Source organism: Novosphingobium sp. BW1 (assembly GCF_008107685.1).
In the GTDB taxonomy this organism is placed as follows: Bacteria; Pseudomonadota; Alphaproteobacteria; order Sphingomonadales; family Sphingomonadaceae; genus Novosphingobium.
Genome location: NZ_VIRF01000085.1, coordinates 1 through 25,568, shown reverse-complemented (window position 1 = coordinate 25,568; position 25,568 = coordinate 1). Strand labels below are relative to the sequence as shown.

Below are 25,568 nucleotides of genomic sequence, written 5' to 3'. Positions count from 1 at the left end.
ACTATGAGGTGATGCCGGAAATCTGAACAGGGTGTTAGGCGGCTTGGACAAATTTGAGCCAATATCGGATGGTGGCGATATGAACCATGCCGAGGAAGCTGTTGGCAAGCTGGTCGTAGCGGGTGGCGATGGCGCGGTTGCTTTTGAGGGGGCCAAACATGCGCTCGATACGCTTGCGCTGCTTATAGAGCGTCCGATCATACTCGATCTTCACGCGGCGGTTTGATCGACGGGGAATGGCGGCCTCGATATTTCGTTCGGCAAGGTCGGCACGGATCGCATCGGCGTCGTATCCCTTATCGGCGAGCGAAGCGTCAGGAGCGCGCTCGGGCAGGCCGATAAGGGCAGCATAGGCCCTGCAACCCGCAGCCGCGCCGACCGTCAGATGTAAGGCGAATGGTCGTCCGAGCGCATCAGCCAGACCGTGTAGCTTACTGGTGAACCCGCCCCGCAAGCGGCCAAGAGCGCGTCGATGAGTCCCCCTTTTCCGCCCGCGGCCGAGACGTGGGCGCGGACTGTGGTGCTGTCGATGCTGTAAGGGCCGCTGTCCGCCATGATCTCGGCCAGCGTCAAGGCAGCTGTCTCCCAGACCCCGGCTTCGCTCCACCGCCGGAACCGCGGATAGATGGTGTTCAAGTTGAGGCGGCATCGGGAGATCAACCAAAGCCAAATCGCAGCTTAGCTCTTAGGCGGTAAACTCATAAACTGAGTTGCGCACTGCGGCGGAGATTGATTCAAGGCTCGGGAAAGGAGCCTTTCCGATGCTTCGCGGTTTTGAACTGACAGATTTCGAGTGGTCGGTGATCGAGCCGCTGCTTGCGAACAAGCCGCGCGGTGTGCCCCGGGTGGATGATCGCCGGGTGATCAACGCGATATTGTGGCGGTTTCGCACCGGCAGCCCTTGGGAGGATATTCCCGAGCGCTATGGTCCGCACACCACCTGCTACAATCGCTTCGTTCGCTGGCGCAAAGCGGGCGTGTGGGATCGGCAGCTGGCGGCTGTTTCACAGGCTTTCGACGGCGACCTGGTGATGATCGACAGTTCCTCCATCCGAGTCCACCAGCACGGTGCGACCCTAAAAAGGGGGACCCAAATCGCTGCATGGGACGTTCACGAAGCGGTTTGACGACCAAGATCCATGCGCTGGCGATGGTCGAGGACTGCCGATCCAGCTGCACCTGTCCGAAGGGCAGGCGAGCGACTGCAAGCAAGCCGATCCGCTTCTAGGCGCAGTGCCGCCGGGCAGCACCTTCCTTGCCGCCATAAAGCTCTTCTCAGCACGCCTGTGGATCAACGATAATCAGTCTACCGCCTAGCTCGAAAAAGCGGGTAGCTGAAAAAGCCCTACTCCAGGAAGTATCGCCGCTTGCCTTGGGGATCGGCCACCACGTGCGCCGTTCTCGGCCAGGACGGCGTAAACGGTGGGTTGGACAGATCCGGCCGACCGAGGCCGAGAATCCCAGTGATTTTGGCTCCGTTCCGACGAAGTGTCTCGATTGCCAACATGGGGAGGCAGACACGGTTCCGCTTTACTGCCGCAGATCGTCCCCCGGTCGTTGTAGCGAGTTACGAGGAGCTGGACCCGCCGCAACTCAGGAAAGGCCTACGCGGCACCTGAGCGTTCCATGATGCTGATGCGTCAGCATCACTGCAGCGTGGTATTTCGGGTGGTATTGGTGTGGTGTTGGCTTGCGTAGGTCGCCTCAATATGCCCCTCGTGAGCAGGCGACCGCGGGAATGGTCCGGAACAGCAACCAGAGGTCCAAGGCCAGGCCCTTGCGGCAGACATAATCGATGTCCATCCGCACACGGGTGGCGTAGGACACGTCGCTGCGTCCGCTGATTTGCCACAGCCCCGTCAGTCCCGGACGAACCCGGCAATAGACCTCGAACTGCCGACCATAGCGCTCCACTTCGGAGAGGACCACCGGACGCGGTCCGACGATGCTCATCTGCCCGGCGAGAACGTTGAAGAGCTGAGGAAATTCATCGAGGCTGAACTTACGAAGAATGGCACCGACTGCGGTCACGCGCGGGTCGTTCCGAAGCTTGCAGGTTGTGGCCAGTTCCCGCTGGGCAGCGGGATTATCCGCCAGGTAGTGCCGCAAGATCGCATCGCCATCGGTGCGCATGGTGCGGAACTTGAGGCAGGGAAAGAAGCGTCCCCGATAGCCGACACGGCGGTGTGCGTAGAACACTGGCCCGGGATCGTTGAGGAAGAGCAGCGCGGTAAGCAGCAGCAGAAACGGGGCGATCAGGACAAGGATAGCCGTGGCGATCAGAATATCGAACAGCCGCCAGACCGCATGCTGCAACGCCGAAGGCGCACCCGGCTCGGACCCTGAAGGCGACCCCATCATGCCAAGCGGCCCGCCACCCGGAGCAAGCGCGAAAGACTGTCCCGTCAGAGGACCCGGCCCAGTGTGGTAAGTTTTCTGCGACATCGGCAGGTCTCCCTGAACGTAAGTGTGACGATGCGACCCGATGCGATGTTGTTATCCTGCGACTATCCATGCGCATCTCGCAGCTGCAACAGGATCAAGGTTCACTTTGGGGCTATTCGCTCCGTCCACGGCGCTCTTGCGCCTCGTCCCGTCCGAATATCTCCGCCAGCGCCGCATAGCTTTCATGCAGTCGCGCGCAAGTCATCGGGGACAGATCGAGATCGGAGGGATCAACCGGCCGTCCGGGCAGGCCCGGCTCGATCCGCGAATGGCGGCCGCTGACCAGCGGGTCGCCCCCGCCCCCGCGGCGTGATGCTGCCTTGCTGCGATAGGCATTGACCAGCGGCGGGGTGATGCCCAGCCGCGTCGAAATGGCGGCAAGGACAGTATCAGGATCGCGCAGCAGCGCCTCGTGGGTGAGACCGATCCGACGTGCAGGATCGAACCGTGGCCACATCTCGGCCAGCGCGGTGAGGCGCCCGATATAGTAGGACGCGGCCTCCTCGTGGCTACGGTACTCGTCCCGTCCCAGCCGCGCGAAGAGATCGACGATCGAGCGAACCGAGGCGAACGGCTCGCGCACGAGGAAGATCGCCCGCGCCGAAAAGAAGGCAGGCGGCGCGGCGGCATCGAGACGGGAATGGAGGATCTTGTCGAACTGCCAGGGCGCCCGCGCCTCCCACCCCTTGCGCCGTGCGCAGTTGACCGCCAGACGGCCGGGTGCATCTGGCCCGTCATGATACACGTGGCTCTCCCCGTAACCGGAGAAATCCGGCCGCGAACACACGATATTGGAGAGTGCAGTCGACCCGCAGCGCATGTGCGCCAGTACGAAGAGGCACCTGTCGTAGCGGCCGTGCGGAAGCGCCCTCCCGACCAGCCAGCCCAACCCGCGCTTCCCCGCATCGCGCAGATACATGCGGGGAGCGAAGCCGATGCGGCCCGCCCTGTCCCTCACTTCGCGCCCGTCCTCCGGCACCTCGCCAAACTCTCCTCTCGGCAAGGTCAGTCCCGCGTCCTCGTTCATGCGCTCCCCCTGTTCCTTGACCCGGGCAAGGGTCTGAATCGGCGCAGATCGCGCGCCGTGTGCCAAGGGTAAGGGCCAAGGCCGTCCGACACCCGGCGAGTTAGGTCCAACATGGCGGTACTTCGCGTTCCGGAACCCCGCGTCTCCACGTAGAACGAAAGGGCACTCAGGGGGCGTCTGGGGGACCTGCGAGCGCCCCGGCCTTCGCTACGGCGGAAATTGAGAGGGAGCATTGCATCAACGATGGGCGAGATGACAGCCCCGCGAATGAACCGGCGGCAGGGCCTTGCCCGAGCAACGCGGCAGGGTGCGCGCGCGCTCTTCGCGATGACCGCCCGGTCGCTGCAACAGGTCTCCACGCTCGTGATCACACTGCTGGCGGCCCGTTTCCTCGCCCCCGGCGACTACGGCGTCTACAGCCTCGCGATCGTCTTCATCGTCCTGATCCAGACGTTGACCTATACCGGCTTTTACCAGTTTATCCTGACCTCGCGCGAGCCTGACGAGGTGGTTCTTTCGACCTGCTTCTGGCTGATCCTGGGGCTTGTCGGCGCGGCTTCCGCCCTGCTCGCGCTCGTGGCCTGGCCACTCCAGTGGCTGTTCCAGGCCGCGGACCTGGGCGGCGTGATCCTCTTGCTTGCCCTGCTCCAGCCCCTTGCCGGGATCGGGGCATGGTCCTCTGCCGCGCTGCTGCGCCGGGGCGCGGCCATGCTCAACTTCCGGATCATGTTCGCGCAGAACTTGTTCGCGCTAGTCGGCGGGGCTGCGCTGGTGTGGACATGGCATTCGCTTTACGCGCTGGTTGCGTTCCGGGCCATCCGGGTGCTTTCCGGGGCCCTGCTCTACGCCTTCCTTGCCCGCGATTGCCCGCAATTGCGCTTCGACGTTGCCCTCGCCCGCGGCGCCGCCCGCTTTTCGGCCGGGCTCTACGGCTCACGCGGGCTCGGCTTTCTCGCGCAGTACGCCGCCGACCTCCTGCTCGGCCTGCTGCACAGCCCGACAGCCGTCGGCCTCTACCGTTTCGGCAACCGGGTAGCGACCGGGATCACGGATACCGCGATGCAGCCCATGGCCAGCTTCGCGGCCATGCAGATGGGCGCCGCCGCGCGCAAGGGGCACGACCTGTCCGCCACGCTTGCCCGCTTTTCCGGCACGCTGGCCCTGGCGGCGGGCATGCTGGGCGCCGGGATCATCGTGCTCGCCGACAACATGATCGCGCTGTTCTTCCAACCCAGCTACGCCGCTGGCCTCGTGGTTACCTATGCCATGGCGCTGCGGGCGCTTGCAGGAGCGGGCAAGCTTCTCATCGAGCCCGCCTTCGCAGCGCTCGGGCGCACCACCTCGGTCATGTACTTCAACCTGGTGACAAGCCTGGTCGCGGTGGCCGCAGTCTTTGCCGCCTCCCCCTGGGGCCTTGCCGCGCTGGCCTGGGCGCAGGTCGGGGTAGTCGCAGCCTCCACGCTTTATGCCTTCGTACTGCTCTCGCGTCGCGGCCGGCTCGACGTGTGGCCAAGCCTGCGCAATCTCGGGCTCGCGATTCTGCTGTCCGCGAATTTCGGCCTGCTGCTTGGGCTGGGCTGCCATGGGCTGGAGGCGCTGCTTCCGCCGGCGCCCCTCCCGGCGTTGGGAGGACGCCTCGCCTTTGCCGCCCTGCTGGCACTGCCCACCCTTGCGCTCGCGCTGCGCCTGCGCGTTCTCGACCTTTCGGTCTTCTCCGGGTGAGGCGTCATGCCCGCCTTACCCTTTGGCTTCACGGAGTAATCGCGATGCCCAGGTCCCCCATTGCCCCCCCCATCTGGCCTGCGCCCTGCACGTATCCGGCCCGGATCGGCAAAGTCGACAGGCCAGCCTGCGCAGGACCCCAGGCCCCCGTGGCGCGGACGGGGGGGCAGGACCATGGGTGAGATCCACGTCAACGCCAAGTTCCTGGGTGCCGGGCTCAACGGTGTCCACCGCACTGCGGCCCAATTCACGCAACAATTGGTGCGCCGAGCCCGCCAGCCCGATGCACAGGCGCCCACGCGCACGCGTGGCACGCCTGGGCACGAAAAGGACGGGCACACGATCCGCCTACTCAGCCCCCCCGGTGTCGGAGCGCTGGCGGGACTCACGCCCGAAGTGCGCAAAGGCGCCTTCGGCGCCGGACAGGGCTGGGAGATGCTCACCCTGCCCCGCGCCGCCCGCGGCTCTCTGCTGGTCAATTTCTGCAATCTGGCCCCGCTGCTGCACGCAAACAGCGCGGTGATGATCCACGACGCGCAGACCTTCCTCTACCCGCAGGACTATTCCGGGCGCCAGGCCCGCGCCTATCGCCGCCTGCTGCCGTGGATCGGGCGCCGCGCGCGCCGCGTCCTCACCGTCTCCGAGTTCGCCCGGCAAAGCCTCGCAAGCTTCGGCATAGCCCCGCTCGACAAGATCGACGTGGTCCACAATGGCACCGATCACCTGATCCGCGAAGCGCCCGACCTGGAGATATTGGGCCGGCACGGCCTCGTCCCCGGAAGCTATGTGCTGACAGTGGGATCGGCCAAGGGCTACAAGAACATGCGCACGGTGTTTGAAGCGCTACAGGCCCCACTTGCGGGGGGCCAACGTCTGGTCGTTGCCGGTGGGCCGGGAGCGCTGGCCTACCATGACCGGGGCTGGACGCCGCCCGCCCATGCGCTTTTCACCGGCTTCGTGAGCGATGCTGAACTGCGCGCGCTCTATGCAGGCGCCAGCGCCTTCCTGTTTCCCTCCCTGACCGAAGGTTTCGGCCTTCCTCCAGTCGAGGCCATGCACAGCGCGACGCCCGTCATCGCCGCCCATGCCGGCGCCATGCCCGAGGTCTGCAGCGATGGCGCCCTCCTCGTCCGGCCCGAGGATCCCCAGGCCTGGCGCGAAGCCGTGGACGCCCTGCTCTCCAGCCGCGAGCTTGCCCGCCACCTTGTCGCCCGGGGGACCGAGCGCGCGGCCCAGCTGAGCTGGGACGCCGCCGGAGAACGGCTGTGGCAGGTCCTCGAACCACTGATCCCGCGCACGCGCCCCGCGCAAGCAGGCGCGGCTTCCCCAGGTCCCGCCTACAGCTGGGATTCGGGCGACTCCTCGCTTTCGACAAGTTCGGCAATCTCGAAACGATAACCCGTCCAGCCCCGCTTGCGTGCGCCGTCTCCAGCGGGACCTTTCAACTTCTTCGCCTCTGCCAGACTGCGGGTGTGCCCCCAGAAAACCTCGGTCTTGCCATTCTCCAACTCGGCCACGATGCGCCAGTAGTGGGTGAAGGGATCCGCCGTGGGGCCAATCGTCTTCACGTAGCCATCGGGCAGCGTGGCGGTGAGATAGCGCTTCTTCCGGGATTTGCGGGCCATGCCCCGGGCTTTACCCGCACAGCTCAAGCCCCGTCCAGACGAATGCGAACGGCCCGTAAGGAAGATGACGTCCAGGCGCTCTTGCCGCGCCTCGCCATCGCAGCGCGCAAATTGCTCCAAAGCGCCCGAGGATGATGCCCTCGGAAAGTTCATATTTCCCTCCTTCGCCAAATAGGACGCGGAAGAAGACAGCCTAGATTCAAGTGACCATCGCCCCTTGACCCCAAAATGGGCGACCTCCCCTCTCTCCGCCACAGCAGCGCGCGAAAGGTACGCTCAACAGTTCGGGGAGCCCGAGGGCGATGGCCCTCGGACCTGACCTGCTTTGTACTTTGTCGTCAAAATGCCCCATCGCTCAAGCGTTCCGCCCATGAAAAAGGGGCGTCGGACCCAAGCCCGACGCCCCCATTTCGCATGAACTTTCGTCCCGGCTGCAAACCTTAGAAGGTCATGCGGCCCGAGATGAAGAAGTCGCGGCCCAGCACGTCGTAGACACCCGGCCAGGTGTTGGTCTGCTGCTGGTTGTCGCCCATCGTCGGCGGCTGCTTGTCAAACAGGTTGTTGACACCTGCCGTCAGCGAGAAGTTCTCGGTCACGTCAGCCGAGAGGGTGAGGTCGAACTGGTCGTAAGAGCCCAGACGCTCAACCGCGTAATCGACGCCGGGATCATCGTCGCTCACCGCGCCCACGTGACGCCAGCGCAAGCTGGTGGTCATCGGACCATCGATGAAGCTCAGACGCGAGGTCCACTTCCACTTCGGAGTCGGCTGACCGCAGACCAGCTGACCGAACTGGCCGGCGCACTCATAGGTCTCTTCGGGCAGGTCGGCCACCGGAGTGTAGATGTTGCTGATCGTGTAGTTGCCCAGGACGTTGAACGAGATGCGTGCATCTTCGCTGATCAGGCCCGTGCCGATGCTGGTCATGTAGCTGACTTCGAAGTCGATACCTTCGACTTCCAGCGCACCGGTGTTGGCGTTCAGGATCGCCGGCGGGTTTTCGCCGTCGAGCTGACCCAGCGCGTTACGCGAACCGATGAAGGCCTGGCAGTATTCGCTGTTGATGTCCTGGATCACGTTGTAGCACAGGTTCAGCGAGTTCGCGAGACCGCCGCCCAGCGTCGAAATCGCACCATCGACGGTGATCTTATACCAGTCGACCGTGGCGACGAAGCCCGGCAGGAACGTCGGCGTGAACACCGCACCGGCCGTCCACGAGTCCGAGGTTTCTTCCTGCAGGTCGGCGTTACCACCGAACAGGCCCTGGATTTGCGTGTTGAGCTGGATGGTGTCGGTCCAGACAGCGCTGTTGGGAACTCCGCTGGCAACGCAGAGCTGACGCACGACGTCGGTCTGGCCGGCCGCAGCCTGGTTCGCCCCGCACGGGTCGGTCGCGCCCGGGAAGCCCTGCGACTGGCCGCCGAACAGTTCGTCCACGTTGGGAGCACGAACCGCACGCTGGTACTGACCACGCAGGGTCACGTCCGGGATCGGCGCGTATTCGAGGCCACCGGCGTAAGCCCACACGCCGCCCACGGCGCCGAGCGAGTAGTCCGAATAACGGACTGCACCCGTCGCTTCGAGGCGGTACACGCCAGGCGTGTCGGTGACGAGCGGCACGCGAAGCTCGGCGAAGAGCTCCTTGACGTCGTAGGCACCTTCGGTCGGCAAGCCGGCGTTGAAGCCGATCACGTCACCCGAGGACAGCGCGGTGTCGGGGATGAATTCCGACGAAACGCGGCGGTATTCCGCACCGATCGCGAAGCCGACATCGTCGCGGCTCATGCCGGTGTTGAACAGCGAACCGCTGATAACGCCCGAGGCAACCTGAAGGGTCGATATCTCGGTGTTCTGCGCAGTGATCGCGATCTGATCGGCCATCGCCTGCGTGAGCGTGCCGGGTCCGTAGATGTTGATCCCCGGAGCCGAACCGTCGAGGCCAGCCTGGAAAGCCGAGCGCGAGACGTTGCCCGACTGGATGTTCGAGTTACGCGTACGCGCGAACATGTAGTACGCGTCGTAGTTGATGTTGCTGGTGATCTCACCACGCGCACCGAGCAGGACGCGGAAGGCGCTGCGCTCGTCGAGCGAGTTGCGCGCACCGACCTCAAGGGTACGACGCTGGACCGACATGGCCACCTGGCCATCGCCATCGGTGTCGAGCTGGTTCATCGCAGCAACGTCGGCGGCCGAGATGAACTGCGCGGCGGTCGCGATGTCGATGTTGAACGTGCCGGTTACCGGGGTGGCGGCAAGCTCGTTGGCGACGCGGTTGTTGACGTACGAAACTTCAGTGTAGGCAGTGTGGCCGTCCGAGAATTCGTAGTCGGCATAGCCCCCCATCAGGTAGCGTTCCTGCGGAACCATCAGGTAATTGACAGGACCGTAGTTGTAGAGGTCGGTGGCAACGCGCGGACGGCCAGCGCCCGGGGTCTCGTAGAACGCGCCCGGCGAGCAGTAGACGTTGCCGACGGGGCAGTCATCCGCGCTGAGGGTCGAGGTGAAACGGCCCTGCGGGGTGGTCGAGGAACCGCCCGGGATGATGCCGCCTTCGTAGTCATCCCAGTTCACGTCTTCCGAGAACTTGCGGGCCGAGGCGAAGACGTCCTTGCGGTCGTAGTATTCACCGTAGACAGTGGCGTGGCCACGGCCGTCGGCGAATTCGCCGCCAAACGCGAAGTTGGCGGTCAGACGCTGGCCGTCACCGCGGCTGGTGACGCCGTACTGCGCGCCCATCTCAAGGCCCTGCACGTCCTTGAGGCGGAAGTTGACCACACCTGCAAGCGCATCCGAACCATACACAGCCGAAGCACCGCCGGTCACCACGTCAACCGACTCGAGCAGGAACGAGGGGATGGTGTTGAGGTCGACGATCTGCTGGGTATCGTAGAACATCCAGCGACGGCCGTTGACGAGCACCATGGTGCGAGCCGAGTCGAGACCGCGCAGGTTGAGCGTCGCGACGCCGCCACCCGGGTTGTTCGAGAACGAGGTGGTGCCGGGAACGACCTGCGGCAGCGTGTTGATGACGCTTTCGACGTTCACTGCACCCGACAGGGCGAATTCTTCGCTGTCGACGACGGCAACGGGCGCTGCGGATTCGACGTTGCGACGCGCAATGCGCGAACCGGTGACGATGATCTCGCCGCTGGGCTCGGACGCCTCGGCCGGCCCGGTCTGGGCATAGGCGTTCGTCGAGACCAGAGCCGCCGCCGCGGTCAGGCTCGTCGCGCTGATCAGCGCGGCCTTCTTCAGGTGTGTTTTCACTAGTTGTGTGTCCCTTGTTGCTTCAGCTCTCCCGACAGGTGCGTGACCAATCCTGTCAGGGGACCCGGATGCCGGTGGTCCAACTCGCGTTGCGCGCAAGACCGCCATGCGTCAGTTTTGTTGCGTTCTCGCGGGCGCCTTTCAATCCCATGTTGTGCATGACGGAAAAATGACGCGACGCCTGTTGCCTTGTTGCAACATCGCTGTGAGCGCCATTTGTTGCTCACGTTTTGTCGGTCGATTTCCGCTGCATCGCAGCCCCGCACGACAAATGCGCATGGGGTTGCTTTACACGCGACCATCTTTCGAAAAACCATATGATGGTGAAATCTTATTGCGCAGCATCAACATTCCGACCGAGCGCAATTGACCCTTCCGATCCCCCGACTTAATCACGCGGTTAAACAGGCCGCACCCCGCCCGAGCCAATTGCAAGAATGCAACTGTGCCCCTGCAGCCCATGCTGCAAAGGCAAAATGGTGTGGCACAAAGAAGGGAATCACAGGCCATGAAACTGGCAGAGGATGTCGCAGCGATCGTCACCGGAGGGGCCTCGGGCCTGGGCGCGGCCACCGCCCGCGCCCTGCGCGCACAGCACGTGAAGGTCGCCCTGTTCGACCGCAACCGCGAGGCCGTTTCCGCGCTGGCCAAGGAGATCGGAGCCGTCCCTTGCGTGGTCGACGTCACCAGCGAGGAAAGTGTCGCGCAGGGCTTTGCAAAGGCCCGCGCGGCCAACGGGCAGGAACGGCTACTGGTCAACTGCGCGGGGATCGCGCCCGCCGCACGCACCGTCGGGCGCGAACGGGAAGGCGGGGCGCGCACGCGCCACGACATGGCGCTGTTCGAGGCGGCGGTCGCGATCAATCTCGTCGGCACCTTCCGGTGTTGCACCTATGCCGCACAGGGCATGACCACGCTGCCCCCGCTAGGCGCGGACGGCGCGCGCGGGGTCATCGTCAACACCGCCTCGATCACGGCCGAGGACGGGCAGATCGGCCAGGTCGCCTACGCCGGATCGAAGGGCGGCGTGGCGGCGATGACACTCCCCCTCGCACGCGACCTCATGGCCGATGGCATCCGCGTCAACACGATCCTGCCTGGCATTTTTGCAACGCCGATGGTGGCCGGGATGCCCGACGCCGTGCAGGAGGCACTGGGCGCGGCGGTCCCCTTCCCCAAGCGCCTGGGCCAGCCCGAGGAATACGCGCGCCTTGCCCTGTTCATCGCCGAGAACGACTATCTCAACGCCGCCACGATCCGCCTCGACGGCGCGGTGCGTATGGGCCCAAAATAGAAAAAGAGAGCCCGCAAAAGGGCTTGCACCGCGCGACCGGAGCGAGGAAGGACCACGACATGGCGGATAAACAGGATCTCAATGCCCCCCCGGGCGCACGCGCGCTGCTGCTCGACACGGCCAGTGCGATCATGCGCGACGGTGATGTCATCGACATCTCGCTCGCCGAACTCTCGCTGCGCTCGGGGCTCAATTCCGCGCTAGTGAAGTACTATTTCGGCAACAAGGCGGGGCTGCTCAAAGCCCTCCTCGATCGCGACTGGGAGGCCATCGTCACCTCGGTCGATGCGCTTGTCGCCAAGGACGGCTGGGCGCCCGAGGCCAAGCTGCGGCGCCATATCCTCAAGGTCGTCGACACCTTCTACGAGGTGCCCTACCTCAACCGCCTCACCATGCGCGTCATCCGCGAGAGCGACGATGCCGAAGCGCGCCGCATCGCCGACTGTTACCTTTCGCCGATGTACCGCGCCTATGAAAGCCTGATCGGCGACGGGGTGGCGGCCGGGGTGTTCCGCCCCACCGACCCGCAGCTGTTCTACTTCACCGTGACCGGGGCGGCCGACCGCTTCTTCTCGGCGCGCCTCGTCCTCAAGCACTGCTTCGACCAGGACACGTTGACCGAGACCCTGCGCGACCGCTATCGCGAACACACTCTCGACATCATCATGGCAGGTATCCTTGCGCGCTGAAAAATCGCCGTTTTGGCACATCGGGGTCCTTGGCGGATCGGGTCTTGCGGCTGGCATCGAACTGGAGGACGCGCAGGAGATCGAGGTCGCCAGCCCCTTCGGAAAACCCTCCGGTCCGGTCACCACCGGACGGCTGGGCGATGTGCGCTTCACGTTCCTTGCGCGCCACGGCGCAGGCCACGCGATCCCGCCCTCCGAGATCAACTACCGCGCGAACATCGACGTCCTCAAGCGCTGCGGCGTCACCGACATCATCTCGCTCTCGGCGATCGGCTCGCTGTGCGAGGAAATGGCGCCCGGGCACATGGTCCTGGTCGACCAGTTCATCGACCGCACAAGCCAGCGCACCAACAGCTTCTTTGGCACGGGCCTTGTTGCCCATGTATCGATGGCCGACCCCACCTGCGAACGCCTGCGCGGGGCGCTCGCCGAGGCCGCGAGCCTTGCTGGCGGCCACGTCCACACCAAGGGCACCTACGTGTGCATCGAAGGCCCGCAGTTCTCCAGCCGCGCGGAAAGCCGTATGTACCAGGCCTGGGGCGCGGACGTGATCGGCATGACCGCGATGCCCGAGGCGCGCCTCGCGCGCGAAGCCGAACTCCCCTACGCGACGCTGGGCATGGTCACCGATTACGACTGCTGGCGCGAAGAGGAAGAGGGCGTGGAAGTCAGCCACGTGCTCGAAGTCATGCACAAAAATGCGCAGGTTGCCCGCAAGACGGTAAGCGAACTGGCCAAGGGGCTGCCCGAACGGCGCGAAGCCGTCGCCATCGACACCGCGCTCGAACACGCGCTGATCACTGCACCCCATGCGCGCGATCCCGCGCTGGTGCGCCGCCTCGACGCAGTCGCCTGCCGCCTGTTCGGCGAAAAGGACTGAGCTAGAAGGTCAAAGGTAGAAGTTCCGAGGGCGATGGCCTTCGGAAATCCTTCTTTCTGACCCCTGTCCTTTTCGAAGGCCCTGGAAGCCTTAGCTCCGCACCGCCACGTCGAAGGCAACGGTCATGCGGCGCCCTTGCGCGAAGGGGGCGGTGCCGTGGAAGAGCGTGCTGGGAAAGAGCGTCAGGTGCTTCTCGAGCGGGGGCACGATCTGGCGCGGGGGCAGGTCGAGGCCCATTTCGGGCGGCGCCCCGCCCACTTCGAGGCAGCCTGCGCCGGGCGCATCGTCGGCAAGTGGCGGCAGGTCGATGTAGAGCGCAGAGGAAAGCACGCCTTGGGGGTGGATATGAACCGTATGGCGTCCACCTGGCCCCAGCCGCACCGACCATGAGCCCGCAATGGCCAGGTCCTCGTCGCGCCGCGCTAGCAGAGGGTGGGTGGAATCGCGCGGCGGAAGGCCCGTCCGGTAGGTCTCGATCGCCTGCAGAATCGCATCGTGCAGGACCTTGAGCGGCGCCTCGGTGCGCGCGAAGAGCCCGCCGCGCGTCTGGCTGCCCCCGCGCACCGACTGGCCGACCGGCACGAACGAGGTCTCGTGCAGCGCGTGGAGCCGCGCCTTGATCTCGTCCCACTGGGTATCGGAGATGGCGAGCGGCAGGCGGCGCACCATGTTCGGCTGACCGTGGAGCCATTCCTCGCGCGGGTCATCCAGCATGCGCCAGGCAAGCGAGCGCAGTCCCCAGCCCGAGACATCGTAGGGGGCCTCTTCCAGCGCGCGTGCCAGCAGCGCCTCGGCGCGTTCCGGATCGCGGCAGCGCAGACGGTGGCGCGCTTCCTCGACCCGGGCGAGCACACCGGCACGCCCTTCGCGCGCGGGCAGTTCGGCAAAGAGCGCATCGGCCCGCGTAAAATCACGCGCCGCGCTCGCCGCCGTTGCGGCGGCCACACGTACGTCGGGATCGTCCGGCATGCGCGCGAGCGCGTCTTCGCCCACCGCGTACGCCTGCGCCGTGCAGTCCGCGCCGCTCAGCGCGCCGATCCAGGCCACCGCCAGCGCGGCGTTATTCGGCAGCGCGCGGCTGGCCGCGGCATAGTGATCGGCAAAGCGCCCGGCCTCCAGCGCGCCCGCCTCGGTATTGAGGCGCAGTTCGGCAAGGTAGCGGTGCGCATCGAGCCAGCCGGGCATCTGCGCCGAGAGCGCATCGGCAATCTTGCGCGCCTCGGCAAACTCGCCTTCGGCTTCCAGCGCCATGGCTCGCCCCAGCCACAGGTTCGCATCGCCCTGGTTGACCGCGAGCGCTTTGGCATAGCGCGCACTGGCATCCCCCTCGCCACGTTCAAGCGCAACGCGTGCGCGTCCGTGCAGACCTCGCGGATGTCCCGCGTTAAGAGTCAGGCACGCCTCGTAGCTGGCCGAGGCCGCAACCAGATCGCCGCTCGCCCGTTCAGCCGAACCGCGCGTCGACCAGTAGCGCGCCTCGTGACGTCCCTTCGCCTCAACCCCCTGAAGGAGCCGCGCCGCCTCACCCGCGCGGCCCAGCTGTTCGAGCACGATGGCATAGTTGACGGCGTATTCCAGTTCAGCCGGCGCGACCTTGCAGGCACGCGCGTAGAGCGCCTCGGCACGCGTCGTATCGCCCAGCCGCAGCGCGCTGCCCCCCGCGCTGTTGAGCAGCCGGGGCTCGTCCGGTGCGAGCGCAAGCGCCGCGTCGAAGAGGGCCTTCGCCTCGCCCGCGCGGCCCGCCTTCTCGGCGCTGAGCGCCGCCTCGCGCATTTGGCCGATGCGCCTCATGTCGAGCGAGGCGTTCACCGATCGCGCAGCCAGCCAGTGATGGCCAGGCGCTGCGCGGGCGCGAAAGGCGCAACGTAGCTAACCATGTGGCTTTGCGGCACGCACAGCAGGTTGAGCGCGTTGAAGCGCGGCCGCCAGCCTTCGATGACATCGCCGTCCTCGTCGAGGAAGTGGAGGTAGCCGCCCCAGTCGGGGTGCCAATCGGGGTGGGCAAAGTTCATCACGTAAGCCACGCGCCAGCCCTCAGCAACGTGGCTGTCGGTGTGAGGCCCCAGGAAGTCGCCCGGCGCAAACAGGGTCGCCTGCGCGTCGGCCTTGCGTAGCTCCGGGATGCCGCAGATGTCGCGCGCCAGCTGCAGGAAAGGCGCATCGTTGATGTGTTCAAGCAGGAGCGCGAGCGGGCCATTGCGGTCCCACCCTTGCAGGTAGGCATCGAGCATCGGGTAATTGGCAAAGCGCACCGCGTATTCTCCCTTCGCCGCGGCACCATAGATCTTCTGCGCCAGTGCCTGGCGCTCCTGCGGGCTCATCGCCTGGATCTGCTCGGGCCGCAGCGTTGTGTGCGGCTCCTCCCCAGCCTGGCAGGCGAGCCCCCAGGGCGTCTCCTTTTCCAGGACGCTGCGGATCGTCTGCGCCGCCTCGGGCTTCAGGAAATCGCGCACCTGCACCCGGCCATGCTCCAGGAATCTCGCGCGAAGGGCCGCGCGGTCGAGCGCGGGATTGATCTCGAAGAGGGATAGCGTCATCGTGGCTCCGCAAGTAGCACAGGCTCCGCGCCTTTCCCAAGTCGCCCACCATGTGCATTGATGGAAATCACAGACGAAGCCGCGCACCCTGCCATGTCCCTGACCTCCACGTCCCTGACCTTCACGCTCAATCCCGCTCTCGACACGCAGGCGGCCGCCGACAAATTCGCACAAGGCGGGCACACGCGCCTGGAAGGCTTCCTCGAAGACGCCTGCGCCGAAGCGCTCTGGCGCGCGCTGCGCGCGCGCGATGACTGGGTGCAGGTCATCAACAGCCGGGACAAAAGCTTCGAGCTTGACCGCCCCACCCGCAAGAGCTTCTCGCCCGAACAGGCCAGGGCGATGGACGATGCGGTCTACGCGGGCGCGCGCAGCGGCTTCCAGTTCCGCTACGAGGCCCTGCGCGTCCCCGACAGCGCGAAGGCCCGGGCGAAGAGCACCGACCCTCTGGCCCGCTTCGCAACCTGGATGTCGTCGGCTCCCGTGCGCGCACTCCTGGGCGAGATCACCGGCGAGGCCGCACTCACCTTCGCCGACGCGCAAGGAACCGCCTATGCACCGGGCGACTTCCTCACCGCGCACGACGATGCGGTCCCCGGCAAGCGGCGCCACGCGGCCTATGTGCTGGGCCTCAACCCGGCCTGGCGCGCGGAATGGGGGGGGCTGCTGCTGCTCCATGACGGGAGCGAGCAGGGACGCATCGCCGTGCCCGCCTTCAACACGCTCGACCTCATCCGCGTGGGCCAGGCCCATTCGGTCAGCGAGGTGACCCGCGCGGCCCCCAACCGGCGCTATGCGGTCACCGGGTGGATGCGCAAGGGGCCTGCCCCGGCCTGAGAGTTTCCGGCGCCTTTTCCGGGACATGATGCGGCTTTTCATTTTGCACAGGCCGCTGCTATGCTGGCGCCCAGGCACCGCCACGCGTGCCGAGGAGACCTGAAGACCGATGGCTGACAAAACCGCTCGTTTTGCTCGCGGTGCATGCCTGCGCGCGCCGTTCGTCACGCCTGTCACGCTGGGCGCCACGCTCGGCGCCGCACTGGCGCTGGCCCCCTTGTCCGCAAATGCGCAGCGCGGCGAGCTGCCCGCCGCGCTGCGCGGGCTCGCCCAGTGCCGCGCGCTTGCCGAGGATGCCGCGCGGCTCGCCTGCTTTGACAGGGAGAGCGCCGCGCTCCTGGCGGCGAGCGATACCGGCGCGGTCGCCATCGTCGACGAGGACGAGGCACGCCAGGTACGTCGCTCGCTCTATGGCTTCGCGGTGCCCGAGATCGCGATCTTCTCCAAGACCCGCAGCGCCAAGGCCGAAACGGCCGAGGCGGACAGCATGGAGGAGGCCCGCGATGGTGACGAGCACACCCTCGTCTCGACAATCACCCAGGTCGAGGGTCTGCCCCGCGGCTACTACCGGGTGACCATCGCCGAGGCCAACGCGGTCTGGGAGACCACCACCAAACGGCGCAGCGCGTCCGCGCCCAAAGTCGGCGACAGCGTGGAATTCGAGGCGGCCGCGTTCGGCACGTACTGGATGCGGCTGAATGGGCACATGGGGGTCAAGGCGCACCGCGTGCGCTGACGGACTGCTCCTCCCGCTCTTGGCGGGAGGCTTACCACCTACGAACATTTCGTGCGCAGGCAACAAATCCCCGACCACATCTCTCAGCAATGCGGAAGCTTGCACAATTTGTACATTTTGAAACACAAATTTGACAGCGCAACACATGCCGCCAATCCGAGTGTGGCAACTTTATTACACCGTCTTTGGAATTTCCTAAGTCAGTTGTCTTAGGAGTTGCCCCGAAGCACAATCGGCGCGATCCGTTCCCCGACGCCGCGAGGGGGTAGCCCTCCTACCCCGTTTCGCTTGCCGATCCAACACCCCCCGGTGCTGGCGGGCGACCGCAGTGTATGTGTAAAACAAGGGGCAAACCATTGAAGACCAACATCATGCGCACCGCGCTTATCGGAGCGACGTGTCTCACGACCGTTGCGCTGAGCGCCACCCCCGTACTCGCGCAGAATAGCGCTCCGGCCGCCACCGAAGAGAGCCCGGACAACGCGATCATCGTGACCGGCTCGCGCATCGCGCGCACCAACGCCGACACCTTCGAGCCCTCGATCATCATCGACAGCGAGCTCATGGAGAAGCGCGGCCTTACCAACATTGCCGATGCGCTGAGCACGATTCCCGCTTTCGGCACCCCTGGCTCCAGCCCCACGGGCAGCCAGGGCGGTAGCTTCGGTTCGGGCCAGAGCTTCCTCAACTTCTTCGGCCTCGGCTCGCAGCGCACGCTGACACTCGTCAACAGCCGCCGTTTCGTCAGCTCGAACACCGCCTCGATCTTTGGCCCTTCGGCCGCCGGTTCGCAGGTTGACCTCAACACCCTGCCCACCCTCGCGCTCGACCGCGTCGAGACGATCGCCGTGGGCGGCGCGCCGATTTACGGCGCGGACGCGATCGCGGGCACCGTCAACATCCTGCTCAAGAAGGAATACGACGGCATCCAGCTGAACGCACAGACCGGCCTTTCCAGTCGCGGTGACGGCGCCAACCACCGCCTTGGCGCGCTGGCCGGCACTAGCTTCGGCGGCGGGCGCGGCAACATTGTCGGCGCGTTTGAATACAACCGCACCGAGGGCATGACCTACGAGGCGCGCAAGCGCACCGCCGCTGGCCTGTTCTACACCTCGCCGGTCGGGGATTCGCCCTACAGCCAGGTCATTATCCAGGACCGTCGCATTCCCGCGCTCAGCCCCTACGGCCTGCCGAGCACGATCGACATCATCCCCGGCGACCTTGGCCCGCTGGGTGCGCCCGGTCTGAACTACGGCATCCTCGATGACCAGGGCAACACGCTCGGCTTCGACCGCAACGGCAACCTCACCCCGATCGACTTCGGCACCGTGCACGGCGCCACCGCGTCGGCGGGCGGCAACGGCATGAGCCTGGTTCCGCTCTCGAACCTGCTTTCGCCGGTCGAGCGCTACATGGGCTACGCCCACGCGGACTACGAGCTGACCGACGGCATCAAGGCCACGGTCGACTTCAACTACGCCCGTTCGAAGGGCACCGAACTGCGCACCCAGCCGGTCTACAACACCTGGCTGTTCGGCGATGCCGGCGATCCCGATGGCAATCTTATCATCCCGCTGTCGAACCCGTTCCTCAGCGATGCGGCGCGCCAGACCATCGCCGCGCAGCTGCCCGAGGGCCAGGACGTGTTCTACCTAGGCCGTGCCAACACCGACCTCGTTTCGGGTCGCGGCAGCTCCACGGTCGAACTCTACCGCATCACCGGTGGCCTCGAGGGTGACTTCAACGTCGCGGGCCGCGACCTCAGCTGGGAAGTGATCGGCAACTACGGCCGTTCGAAGACCCGCGGTTCGAGCCGCGAGCTGGTCCAGCAGAACTTCGAGAACGCGCTGGCAGGCTGCCAGGACGGCTACACCAACTCGCCGATCCAGACCGGCTCGGCCACTTGCGTGGCGTTCAACCCGTTCGGCAACCAGAACGGTCCGGAAGTGGGTGAATACATCACCACGACCGCGCACCCCACCGCGATCAATGAGCAGTGGATGGTCACCGCCGACATCACCGGCACGCTGTTCGACCTGCCCGCAGGCGGCGTCGGCTTTGCGCTGGGCTATGAACACCGCAACGAGAAGTCCTCGTTCGATCCGGGCGCCTTCTTCTACGGCGCGGTTGACCCCAACGATCCCGATGGTGCGCGTACCCAGTACGGCCGTTCGATCCCGATCGATCCGGTGCGCGGCAGCTACCACACCAACGAGGTCTTCGGCGAACTTCAGGTTCCGCTCATCTCGCCCGACATGAACGTTCCGTTCCTGTACTCGGCCGAGCTGCACGGCGCCGGACGTTACGTCGACAACTCGCTGGCGGGCGGTGACCTCACCTGGACCGCAGGCGGCAAGGTCAGCTTCCTCAAGGACTTCGGCATTCGCGGCAACTTCACGCGCTCCATCCGCGCGCCCGCGATCACCGAGCTCTACAACCCGACGAGCCAGATCTTCACCACCGCCGACGATCCGTGCGATGCACGCTTCATCACCGCAGGCCCCAACCCGGCCAACCGTGCGGCGAACTGTGCGGCCGACGGCCTTCCCGCCGACTTCACCTCGACCATCGTCGACTTCACCTCGCGTGGTTCGCTCTCGGGCAACACCAGCCTCGAGAACGAAACCGCCGACAGCTGGACCATCGGCGGTATCTTCACCCCGACCTTCCTTCCCGGCTTCTCGCTCGCGGTGGACTGGGTCAGCGTGAACCTGAAGAACGCGATCGTCAGCGTCGATGCCGACGGCACGCTGGAAGCCTGCTACGATGCCACCAGCTTCCCCAGCGCGGCCTGCGACCAGATCGATCGCGACGCGGACGGCCAGGTGGAATTCATCCGCACCGGCTACCTCAACGCGGCCTCGTACAAGTACAAGGGCCTGATCGGGGAGCTGCACTACTTCACCGAGACCCCGTTCCTGGGCGCCAACAGCGCGATTCAGCTGGGCGGTTCGTACCAGTACATCGACACGCTCGAGACGCGCATCGGTACGGGTGACATCCAGACCGATCGTGGCAGCATCGGCTACTCGAAGCACCAGTTCACGGTGAACGCGAGCTACATGAATGGCCCCTTCACGGCCTACACCCAGGTCCAGTACATCGGGAAGGCTCAGGTCGATCCCGACGCGTCGGCGAACACCTACCAGTACCCGACCCGTCCGGCGGTGGCCTTCGTCAACAGCTCGATCAGCTACGACATCAACGAGGACTACACCCTGCGCCTGATGGTCGACAACGTGTTCGACACCAACGCGCCCTACCCCGCCCCTGCGGGCGGCGGCCTCGACACCTACTGGAGCGGCTTCATGGGCCGCTACTACAAGGTCGGCGTGACCGCGCGCTTCTGATAGCCGCGCCGCAACGGCACACAGAAAAGGGCCCCGGGAGCGATCCTGGGGCCCTTTCATTTATTGGGAGGGAAGAAGGACTTTGCGAGGGCCATCGCCCTCGGCCTCCCCGAACGGCCGACCTCGGAACTCTCACGCCACGCGGGCTGCCAAGGATAAGGTCGCCGATTCCGCGGTCCAAGGGGCGATGCCCCCTTGAATCCTTCCTTTTTACTCGACGGCGATCGTCAGTGCCCCGTCGCCATCGCCGATGGCCAGCTGTGAGCCGTCCGGGATCTCGCCCGCCAGCAGCTTCTCGGCGAGCGGGTCCTGCAGGTACTTCTGCACCGCGCGCTTCAAAGGCCGTGCGCCGTAGACCGGATCGTAGCCCACCCGGCCCAGCCACGCCTTGGCCGCATCGGAAAGGTCAAGCATGATCTTGCGGTCCTTGAGGAGCTTTTGCACCCGCGCCACCTGAATATCGACAATCGGGCCCATGTGGTCCTGGCCAAGGCGATGGAACATGATGACCTCGTCCAAGCGGTTCAGGAACTCAGGGCGAAAATGCCCGCGCACCACGTCCATCACCTGCGGCTCGACGCTTTCGACATCCTTGCCGTCCTCGATCTGGGTCAGGAACTGGCTGCCCAGGTTCGAAGTCAGGATGATGAGCGTGTTGGTGAAGTCGACCTGGCGCCCCTGTCCATCGGTCAGGCGCCCGTCGTCGAGCACCTGAAGCAGGACATTGAAGACATCCGGGTGCGCTTTCTCCACCTCGTCGAAGAGCACGACCTGGTAGGGACGGCGCCGCACCGCTTCGGTCAGCACGCCGCCTTCCTCGTAGCCCACGTAGCCCGGAGGCGCGCCGATCAGGCGGGCGACCGCGTGCTTCTCCATGAACTCGGACATGTCGATGCGCACCATCGCGCTGTCATCGTCGAACAGGAATTCGGCGAGCGCCTTGGTGAGCTCTGTCTTGCCCACGCCCGTCGGGCCCAGGAACAGGAACGAACCGAGCGGACGGTTGGGGTCCTGCAAACCGGCGCGCGCGCGGCGCACGGCCTTGGAGACGGCCTGGACGGCCTGGCCCTGCCCGATCACGCGCTTGCCCAACACCTCCTCCATCTTGAGGAGCTTCTCGCGCTCGCCCTCCAGCATCTTGTCGACCGGAACGCCGGTCCACTTGGAGACGACGCCTGCGATGTCGTCCTCGGTCACTTCCTCGCGCAGGAGCGCGTTGGCCGACTGGGCCTGCGCCTCGGCGAGCTGGCGTTCCAGCGAGGGGATGGTGCCGTAGGACAACTCACCCGCTCGACCAAGGTCACCCGAGCGCTGCGCCTGTTCGAGTTCGATCCGCGCCTTGTCGAGGCTTTCCTTGATCTTGCCTTCCGCCGCGATCTTGTCCCGCTCGTTCTGCCAGCGGGTGGTGAGCTCGCTAGACCGCTGCTCCAGGTTCGCCAGTTCCTCGCGCAAAGTGACGAGACGGTCCGCGGACGCGCTGTCGTTCTCCTTGGCGAGCGCCTGCTCCTCGATCTTGAGCTGAATGATGCGGCGATCCAGCTTCTCGATTTCCTCCGGCTTGCTCTCCACTTCCATGCGGATGCGGCTCGCCGCCTCGTCCATGAGGTCGATCGCCTTGTCGGGCAGGAAGCGGTTGGTGATGTAGCGGTTGGACAGGGTCGCGGCTGCCACCAGCGCACCGTCGGTGATGCGCACGCCGTGGTGCAGTTCGTACTTTTCCTTAATGCCGCGCAGGATCGAGACGGTGTCCTCGACCGTAGGCTCGCCGATGAAGACGGGCTGGAAGCGGCGCTGGAGCGCGGCGTCCTTCTCGACATACTTCTGGTATTCGTCGAGCGTGGTCGCGCCGATGCAGTGCAGTTCGCCGCGCGCAAGGGCGGGCTTCAGCAGGTTGCCCGCATCCATCGAGCCTTCCGAGGCGCCCGCGCCAATCAGCGTGTGCATCTCGTCGATGAACAGGATGATCTGGCCCTCGGCGCCCTTCACCTCGTCGAGCACGGCCTTCAAACGCTCCTCGAATTCGCCCCGATACTTAGCGCCTGCAATCAGCGCGCCCATGTCGAGCGCCATCAGCGCGCGGTCCTTGAGGCTGTCGGGCACGTCGCCATTGGCGATGCGCAGCGCAAGGCCTTCGGCAATCGCGGTCTTGCCCACGCCCGGATCGCCGATGAGGACGGGGTTGTTCTTGGTTCGGCGCGCGAGGATCTGGACGGTGCGGCGGATCTCCTCGTCACGGCCGATGACCGGGTCGAGCTTGCCGTCGCGGGCCGCCTCGGTGAGGTCGCGCGCGTACTTCTTCATCGCATCGTAGGCGTTTTCGGCCGAGGCGTTGTCCGCCGTGCGCCCGCCACGCAGCTCGGTGATCGCCCCCTCCAGCGCCTTGGCGTTGAGGTTGGCCGAAGCCAGCGCCCTGCCCGCCTCGGTAGTGGCGGCCAGAACCAGCGCGAGCAGGATGCGCTCGACGGTCACATAGCTATCACCCGACTTGGTGGCGAGCTGTTCGGCCTGGTCCAGCAGGCGCACCGCGTCGTTGTCGAGCCCCGGGGTCGCCTGCGCGCCCGAACCCGACACGGCGGGCATCTTGGCCAGCGCCTTGTCGATCGCACTTTCCGCGATCTTGGGATTGCCACCGGCGCGCTGGATCAGCCCGGCGGCCATACCCTCGCCATCTTCCAGGAGAGCCTTGGCGATGTGCTCAGGACTGATGCGCTGATGGTTGTTGCGGATGGCCACGGTCTGCGCAGCCTGAAGGAAGCCCTTCGCGCGGTCGGTGAACTTTTCGAGATTCATGGTCTGTTTTGCCTCCTGACACCCCAGATATGATGTTGCATTTCTGCAACACAAGAGGTGCCCCACCAAAATTTCCATGGCTGTATCTGGGCGCTTTGCCGGCCAATTCAATTGCCCGCGATCAAATCAGCCGAAAGGAGATGAATAGGTCCGAGGGCCATCGCCCTCCGCCCCCCCACAGCGTCTACCTCAGGGCTCTCACGCCTCGGTGCCTGAGACGGGTGCGCTAGACAGTTTGGGGGCCAAGGGGCGATGGCCCCTTGAAAATAGAGCTTCTATTGCCCCAGCACGCCGCGCAGCAATCCACCGAGCGCCTGTTCGGTGACCGAGCCACCCAGCGCGTCGCAGGTGAGCCCCGCGCGCTTCACCAGCCGCGACGAAGTCGTCAGGCCGTCGAGCTGGCGGTATAGGCCCCCACCTATAGGCCCCCACCTCTTCCAGCCCGTTGTCGACGAGCGGGCGCAACGCGCCGTGCCGTTTCTCGCCCGCGCTCGTGCGCAAGTACCGCGTCGCCCCGTCCGAGCGCGAGGCGATACCCGGCATGTCGGCCACGTGGAGATCGCGGATCGCGGTGCGCAATACCGGCTTGGCCGCCCCCGCCGCGACGCCCGCTGCCTCGTTCACCGCGCGCACAAGGCCCCCGGTCATATCGAGCGGACTGCCCGCGCCCCTCTGCAGCAGCTCTCGGCGGTTCCACATCGGCGCCTTCGCATCCCAGTCCATATCCACTGCTGTCCGGCCTCTGGGCCGTGTGTGTTGCCGTGCGCGAACGAATGCAGACGAGCCCCCGCCCGGCAAGCACGTCCGTGCGCGCGTACGCGTGCAAAAGAGGATGAATTCGCGGCCTTTTTTCGCACGGTATTTCGATTGCGCGGCTCGGTAACTTTGCTAGCTTCGAGACCATGCGTATCGGAACCCGTGCGAGCCTTGGAGCTCTTGCCGCCGCCCTTCTCGTCACCAGCCTCGCGCCGCAGCCGCTTGCGGCCCGAGACCGGACCGAAACCTCCGCGCCTGCCTCGGCACCGGGCGCCGCCAGCCCCGAAGAGCTCGTCGCCAAGGTCGACATCCCCTACGAGAGCTTCCAGCTGGAAAACGGGCTGACCACCATCGTCCACACCAACCGCAAGGCCCCGATCGTGGGGGTCACGGCCTATTACAAGGTCGGCTCCAAGAACGAGCCGCGCGGGCGCACCGGCTTTGCCCACCTCTACGAGCACCTCTTCTTCGGCGGCTCGGCGAACGTGCCCAATTTCGACATTCCGCTCGAGGCGGCGGGCTCCACGCCCACCAACGGCTCGACCTGGTACGACCGCACCAACTACGTCGAAACGGTGCCCACCGGCGCGCTGGACCTGGCGCTCTTCATGGAGAGCGACCGCATGGGCTATCTCCTCCCGGCGGTCAGCCAGGAGAAACTCGACCAGCAGCGCGGCGTCGTCCAGAACGAGAAGCGGCAGGGCGACAACCAACCCTATGGCCTTGAGGACTATGTCATTTCCGAAGGCCTGCTCCCCGTCGGCCACCCCTACCGCCACAGCACTATCGGCTCGATGGCGGACCTTGATGCCGCCTCGCTCACCGACGTGCGCGCCTGGTTCACCGACCATTACGGCCCCAACAACGTCGTGCTCGTTCTTTCAGGCGACATCGACGCCAAGACCGCCAAGCCGATGGTCCAAAAGTGGTTTGGCGCAATCCCGCGCGGGCCTGCGATCCACCCGGTGACGGCGGGCCCCGTGACGCTGGAGAAGAGCGCCTCGCGCGACATCACCGACCAGGTACCGGTCCTGCGCCTCACCCGCACCTGGACCGGCCCCGGTCTCAACGATCCCGACGCACCCGCGCTGGAGGTCGGCATGCACATCCTGGGCGGCCTCGCCTCCTCGCGCCTCGACAACGCCCTGGTGCGCGGACAGGAGCTGGCGGTTGGCGTCACCGCATCCGCCCAAACCTACGAAGCGATGAGCCAGCTTTCGATGGCGATGATGGTGAAGCCCGGCATCGAGCGTGCCAAGGCCGAAGCCGCTTTCGACGCCGTCCTCGCCCAATACCTCAAGGAAGGGCCAAGCGAGGACGAACTGAAGCGCGCGGTCGTCTCCACCCTTTCCAACGAGATCGGCGCGCTCGAACGGGTCGGCGGCTTTGCCGGCAAGGGCGCGACGCTGGCCGAGGGCATGGTCTATTCGGGCGACCCCGCCTTCTACAAGACGCGGCTTGAAGCCATGGCCGCGCTCACGCCCGAAAAGGTGCGTAGTGTCCTAGAAAAATGGCTCTCGCGCCCGGTCTTCAAGCTCGCGACAGTACCGGGCGAACGCACGCTCGACGGCGGTGCGCTGGGCGGCTGGGGCGATGAGGACACCACTCCCGCCC

The 25,568-nt window shown here is 65.7% G+C and carries 19 protein-coding genes and 2 pseudogenes; 11 read left to right on the top strand and 10 right to left on the bottom strand.

Translation table 11 applies throughout. The features are described 5' to 3' along the window. Positions 1–34: 34 nt before the first annotated feature. Entirely contained in the window at positions 35–454 is a 420-nt protein-coding gene (locus FMM79_RS16250) for an IS5 family transposase (protein ID WP_240339259.1), read from the bottom strand. Next, positions 382–636: a hypothetical protein gene (locus tag FMM79_RS21955; RefSeq protein WP_240339258.1), complete on the bottom strand. Its 255-nt coding sequence runs from the start codon at positions 634–636 to the stop codon at positions 382–384. Before FMM79_RS21955 ends, FMM79_RS16250 begins: the two co-directional genes overlap by 73 nt. A 125-nt stretch (positions 637–761) precedes the next feature. Here FMM79_RS21955 and FMM79_RS16245 point away from each other — a divergent pair. Then, positions 762–1,260 (top strand): annotated as a pseudogene (locus FMM79_RS16245) (IS5 family transposase); the annotation flags it as partial. Positions 1,261–1,704: 444 nt separating this feature from the next. On the opposite strand, the gene FMM79_RS16240 reads toward FMM79_RS16245, so the two are convergent. Both FMM79_RS16240 and FMM79_RS16235 read right to left on the bottom strand, forming a co-directional pair. After that, positions 1,705–2,445, bottom strand: a complete 741-nt coding sequence (locus tag FMM79_RS16240) for a sugar transferase (RefSeq protein WP_240339257.1) — start codon at positions 2,443–2,445, stop codon at positions 1,705–1,707. A 112-nt stretch (positions 2,446–2,557) separates the two neighbouring features. Continuing rightward, entirely contained in the window at positions 2,558–3,472 is a 915-nt protein-coding gene (locus tag FMM79_RS16235; protein WP_240339256.1) for a sulfotransferase, read from the bottom strand. A gap of 252 nt (positions 3,473–3,724) precedes the next feature. On the opposite strand from FMM79_RS16235, the gene FMM79_RS16230 reads away from it, so the two are divergent. Together FMM79_RS16230 and FMM79_RS16225 are read left to right on the top strand one after the other, a co-directional pair. Further along, positions 3,725–5,194: an oligosaccharide flippase family protein gene (locus FMM79_RS16230; protein ID WP_240339255.1), complete on the top strand. Its 1,470-nt coding sequence runs from the start codon at positions 3,725–3,727 to the stop codon at positions 5,192–5,194. Positions 5,195–5,368: 174 nt separating this feature from the next. Then, positions 5,369–6,592, top strand: a complete 1,224-nt coding sequence (locus tag FMM79_RS16225) for a glycosyltransferase family 1 protein (protein ID WP_148628498.1) — start codon at positions 5,369–5,371, stop codon at positions 6,590–6,592. On the opposite strand, the gene FMM79_RS16220 is transcribed toward FMM79_RS16225, so the two are convergent. Both FMM79_RS16220 and FMM79_RS16215 read right to left on the bottom strand, forming a co-directional pair. Beyond that, positions 6,532–6,819: a hypothetical protein gene (locus FMM79_RS16220; RefSeq protein ID WP_148628497.1), complete on the bottom strand. Its 288-nt coding sequence runs from the start codon at positions 6,817–6,819 to the stop codon at positions 6,532–6,534. The genes FMM79_RS16225 and FMM79_RS16220 overlap by 61 nt on opposite strands. A gap of 440 nt (positions 6,820–7,259) precedes the next feature. Then, positions 7,260–10,085: a TonB-dependent receptor domain-containing protein gene (locus FMM79_RS16215; protein ID WP_240339254.1), complete on the bottom strand. Its 2,826-nt coding sequence runs from the start codon at positions 10,083–10,085 to the stop codon at positions 7,260–7,262. A 508-nt stretch (positions 10,086–10,593) separates the two neighbouring features. Between FMM79_RS16215 and FMM79_RS16210 the strand changes: the two genes are divergently transcribed. Genes FMM79_RS16210 through mtnP form a run of 3 tightly spaced genes read left to right on the top strand, consistent with a single transcriptional unit; the run spans position 10,594 to position 12,948 of the window. Beyond that, on the top strand, positions 10,594–11,379 hold the full coding sequence (locus FMM79_RS16210; protein WP_148628495.1) for an SDR family oxidoreductase: 786 nt from the start codon (positions 10,594–10,596) through the stop codon (positions 11,377–11,379). Between the two features lie 59 nt (positions 11,380–11,438). After that, entirely contained in the window at positions 11,439–12,068 is a 630-nt protein-coding gene (locus FMM79_RS16205) for a TetR family transcriptional regulator (RefSeq protein WP_148628494.1), read from the top strand. Further along, positions 12,058–12,948, top strand: coding sequence for an S-methyl-5'-thioadenosine phosphorylase (gene mtnP, locus FMM79_RS16200; protein ID WP_148628493.1), 891 nt, complete (start codon positions 12,058–12,060; stop codon positions 12,946–12,948). Before FMM79_RS16205 ends, mtnP begins: the two co-directional genes overlap by 11 nt. Before the next feature lie 90 nt (positions 12,949–13,038). Here mtnP and FMM79_RS16195 read toward each other — a convergent pair whose 3' ends face one another. Next, on the bottom strand, positions 13,039–14,739 hold the full coding sequence (locus tag FMM79_RS16195; protein ID WP_148628492.1) for a putative 2OG-Fe(II) oxygenase: 1,701 nt from the start codon (positions 14,737–14,739) through the stop codon (positions 13,039–13,041). Between the two features lie 14 nt (positions 14,740–14,753). After that, positions 14,754–15,485 carry a 2OG-Fe(II) oxygenase family protein gene (locus FMM79_RS16190; protein ID WP_148628491.1) on the bottom strand — a complete coding sequence of 244 codons (732 nt, stop codon included), beginning with the start codon at positions 15,483–15,485 and terminating at the stop codon, positions 14,754–14,756. A gap of 93 nt (positions 15,486–15,578) precedes the next feature. Here FMM79_RS16190 and FMM79_RS16185 point away from each other — a divergent pair, with 93 nt between their 5' ends. From FMM79_RS16185 to FMM79_RS16175, 3 genes are all read left to right on the top strand, one after another. Further along, the gene (locus FMM79_RS16185; RefSeq protein ID WP_148628490.1) at positions 15,579–16,322 is read left to right on the top strand and encodes a 2OG-Fe(II) oxygenase family protein; all 744 of its coding nucleotides are present in this window, start codon (positions 15,579–15,581) and stop codon (positions 16,320–16,322) included. Between the two features lie 109 nt (positions 16,323–16,431). Then, entirely contained in the window at positions 16,432–17,058 is a 627-nt protein-coding gene (locus FMM79_RS16180; RefSeq protein WP_148628489.1) for a hypothetical protein, read from the top strand. Positions 17,059–17,414: 356 nt separating this feature from the next. Next, positions 17,415–20,408 carry a TonB-dependent receptor domain-containing protein gene (locus FMM79_RS16175; protein ID WP_162528532.1) on the top strand — a complete coding sequence of 998 codons (2,994 nt, stop codon included), beginning with the start codon at positions 17,415–17,417 and terminating at the stop codon, positions 20,406–20,408. Positions 20,409–20,618: 210 nt separating this feature from the next. Here FMM79_RS16175 and clpB read toward each other — a convergent pair whose 3' ends face one another. Beyond that, positions 20,619–23,198, bottom strand: a complete 2,580-nt coding sequence (gene clpB / locus FMM79_RS16170) for an ATP-dependent chaperone ClpB (RefSeq protein WP_148628487.1) — start codon at positions 23,196–23,198, stop codon at positions 20,619–20,621. A 260-nt stretch (positions 23,199–23,458) separates the two neighbouring features. On the opposite strand from clpB, the gene FMM79_RS21950 reads away from it, so the two are divergent. After that, the gene (locus FMM79_RS21950; protein WP_240339253.1) at positions 23,459–23,608 is read left to right on the top strand and encodes a hypothetical protein; all 150 of its coding nucleotides are present in this window, start codon (positions 23,459–23,461) and stop codon (positions 23,606–23,608) included. 22 nt (positions 23,609–23,630) lie between these two features. On the opposite strand, the pseudogene FMM79_RS22330 reads toward FMM79_RS21950, so the two are convergent. Then, positions 23,631–23,846: pseudogene (locus FMM79_RS22330) on the bottom strand (DUF4197 family protein); the annotation flags it as partial. A 254-nt stretch (positions 23,847–24,100) separates the two neighbouring features. On the opposite strand from FMM79_RS22330, the gene FMM79_RS16160 reads away from it, so the two are divergent. Further along, the coding region (locus FMM79_RS16160; RefSeq protein ID WP_148628485.1) for a pitrilysin family protein at positions 24,101–25,568 on the top strand (1,468 nt) is incomplete at its 3' end.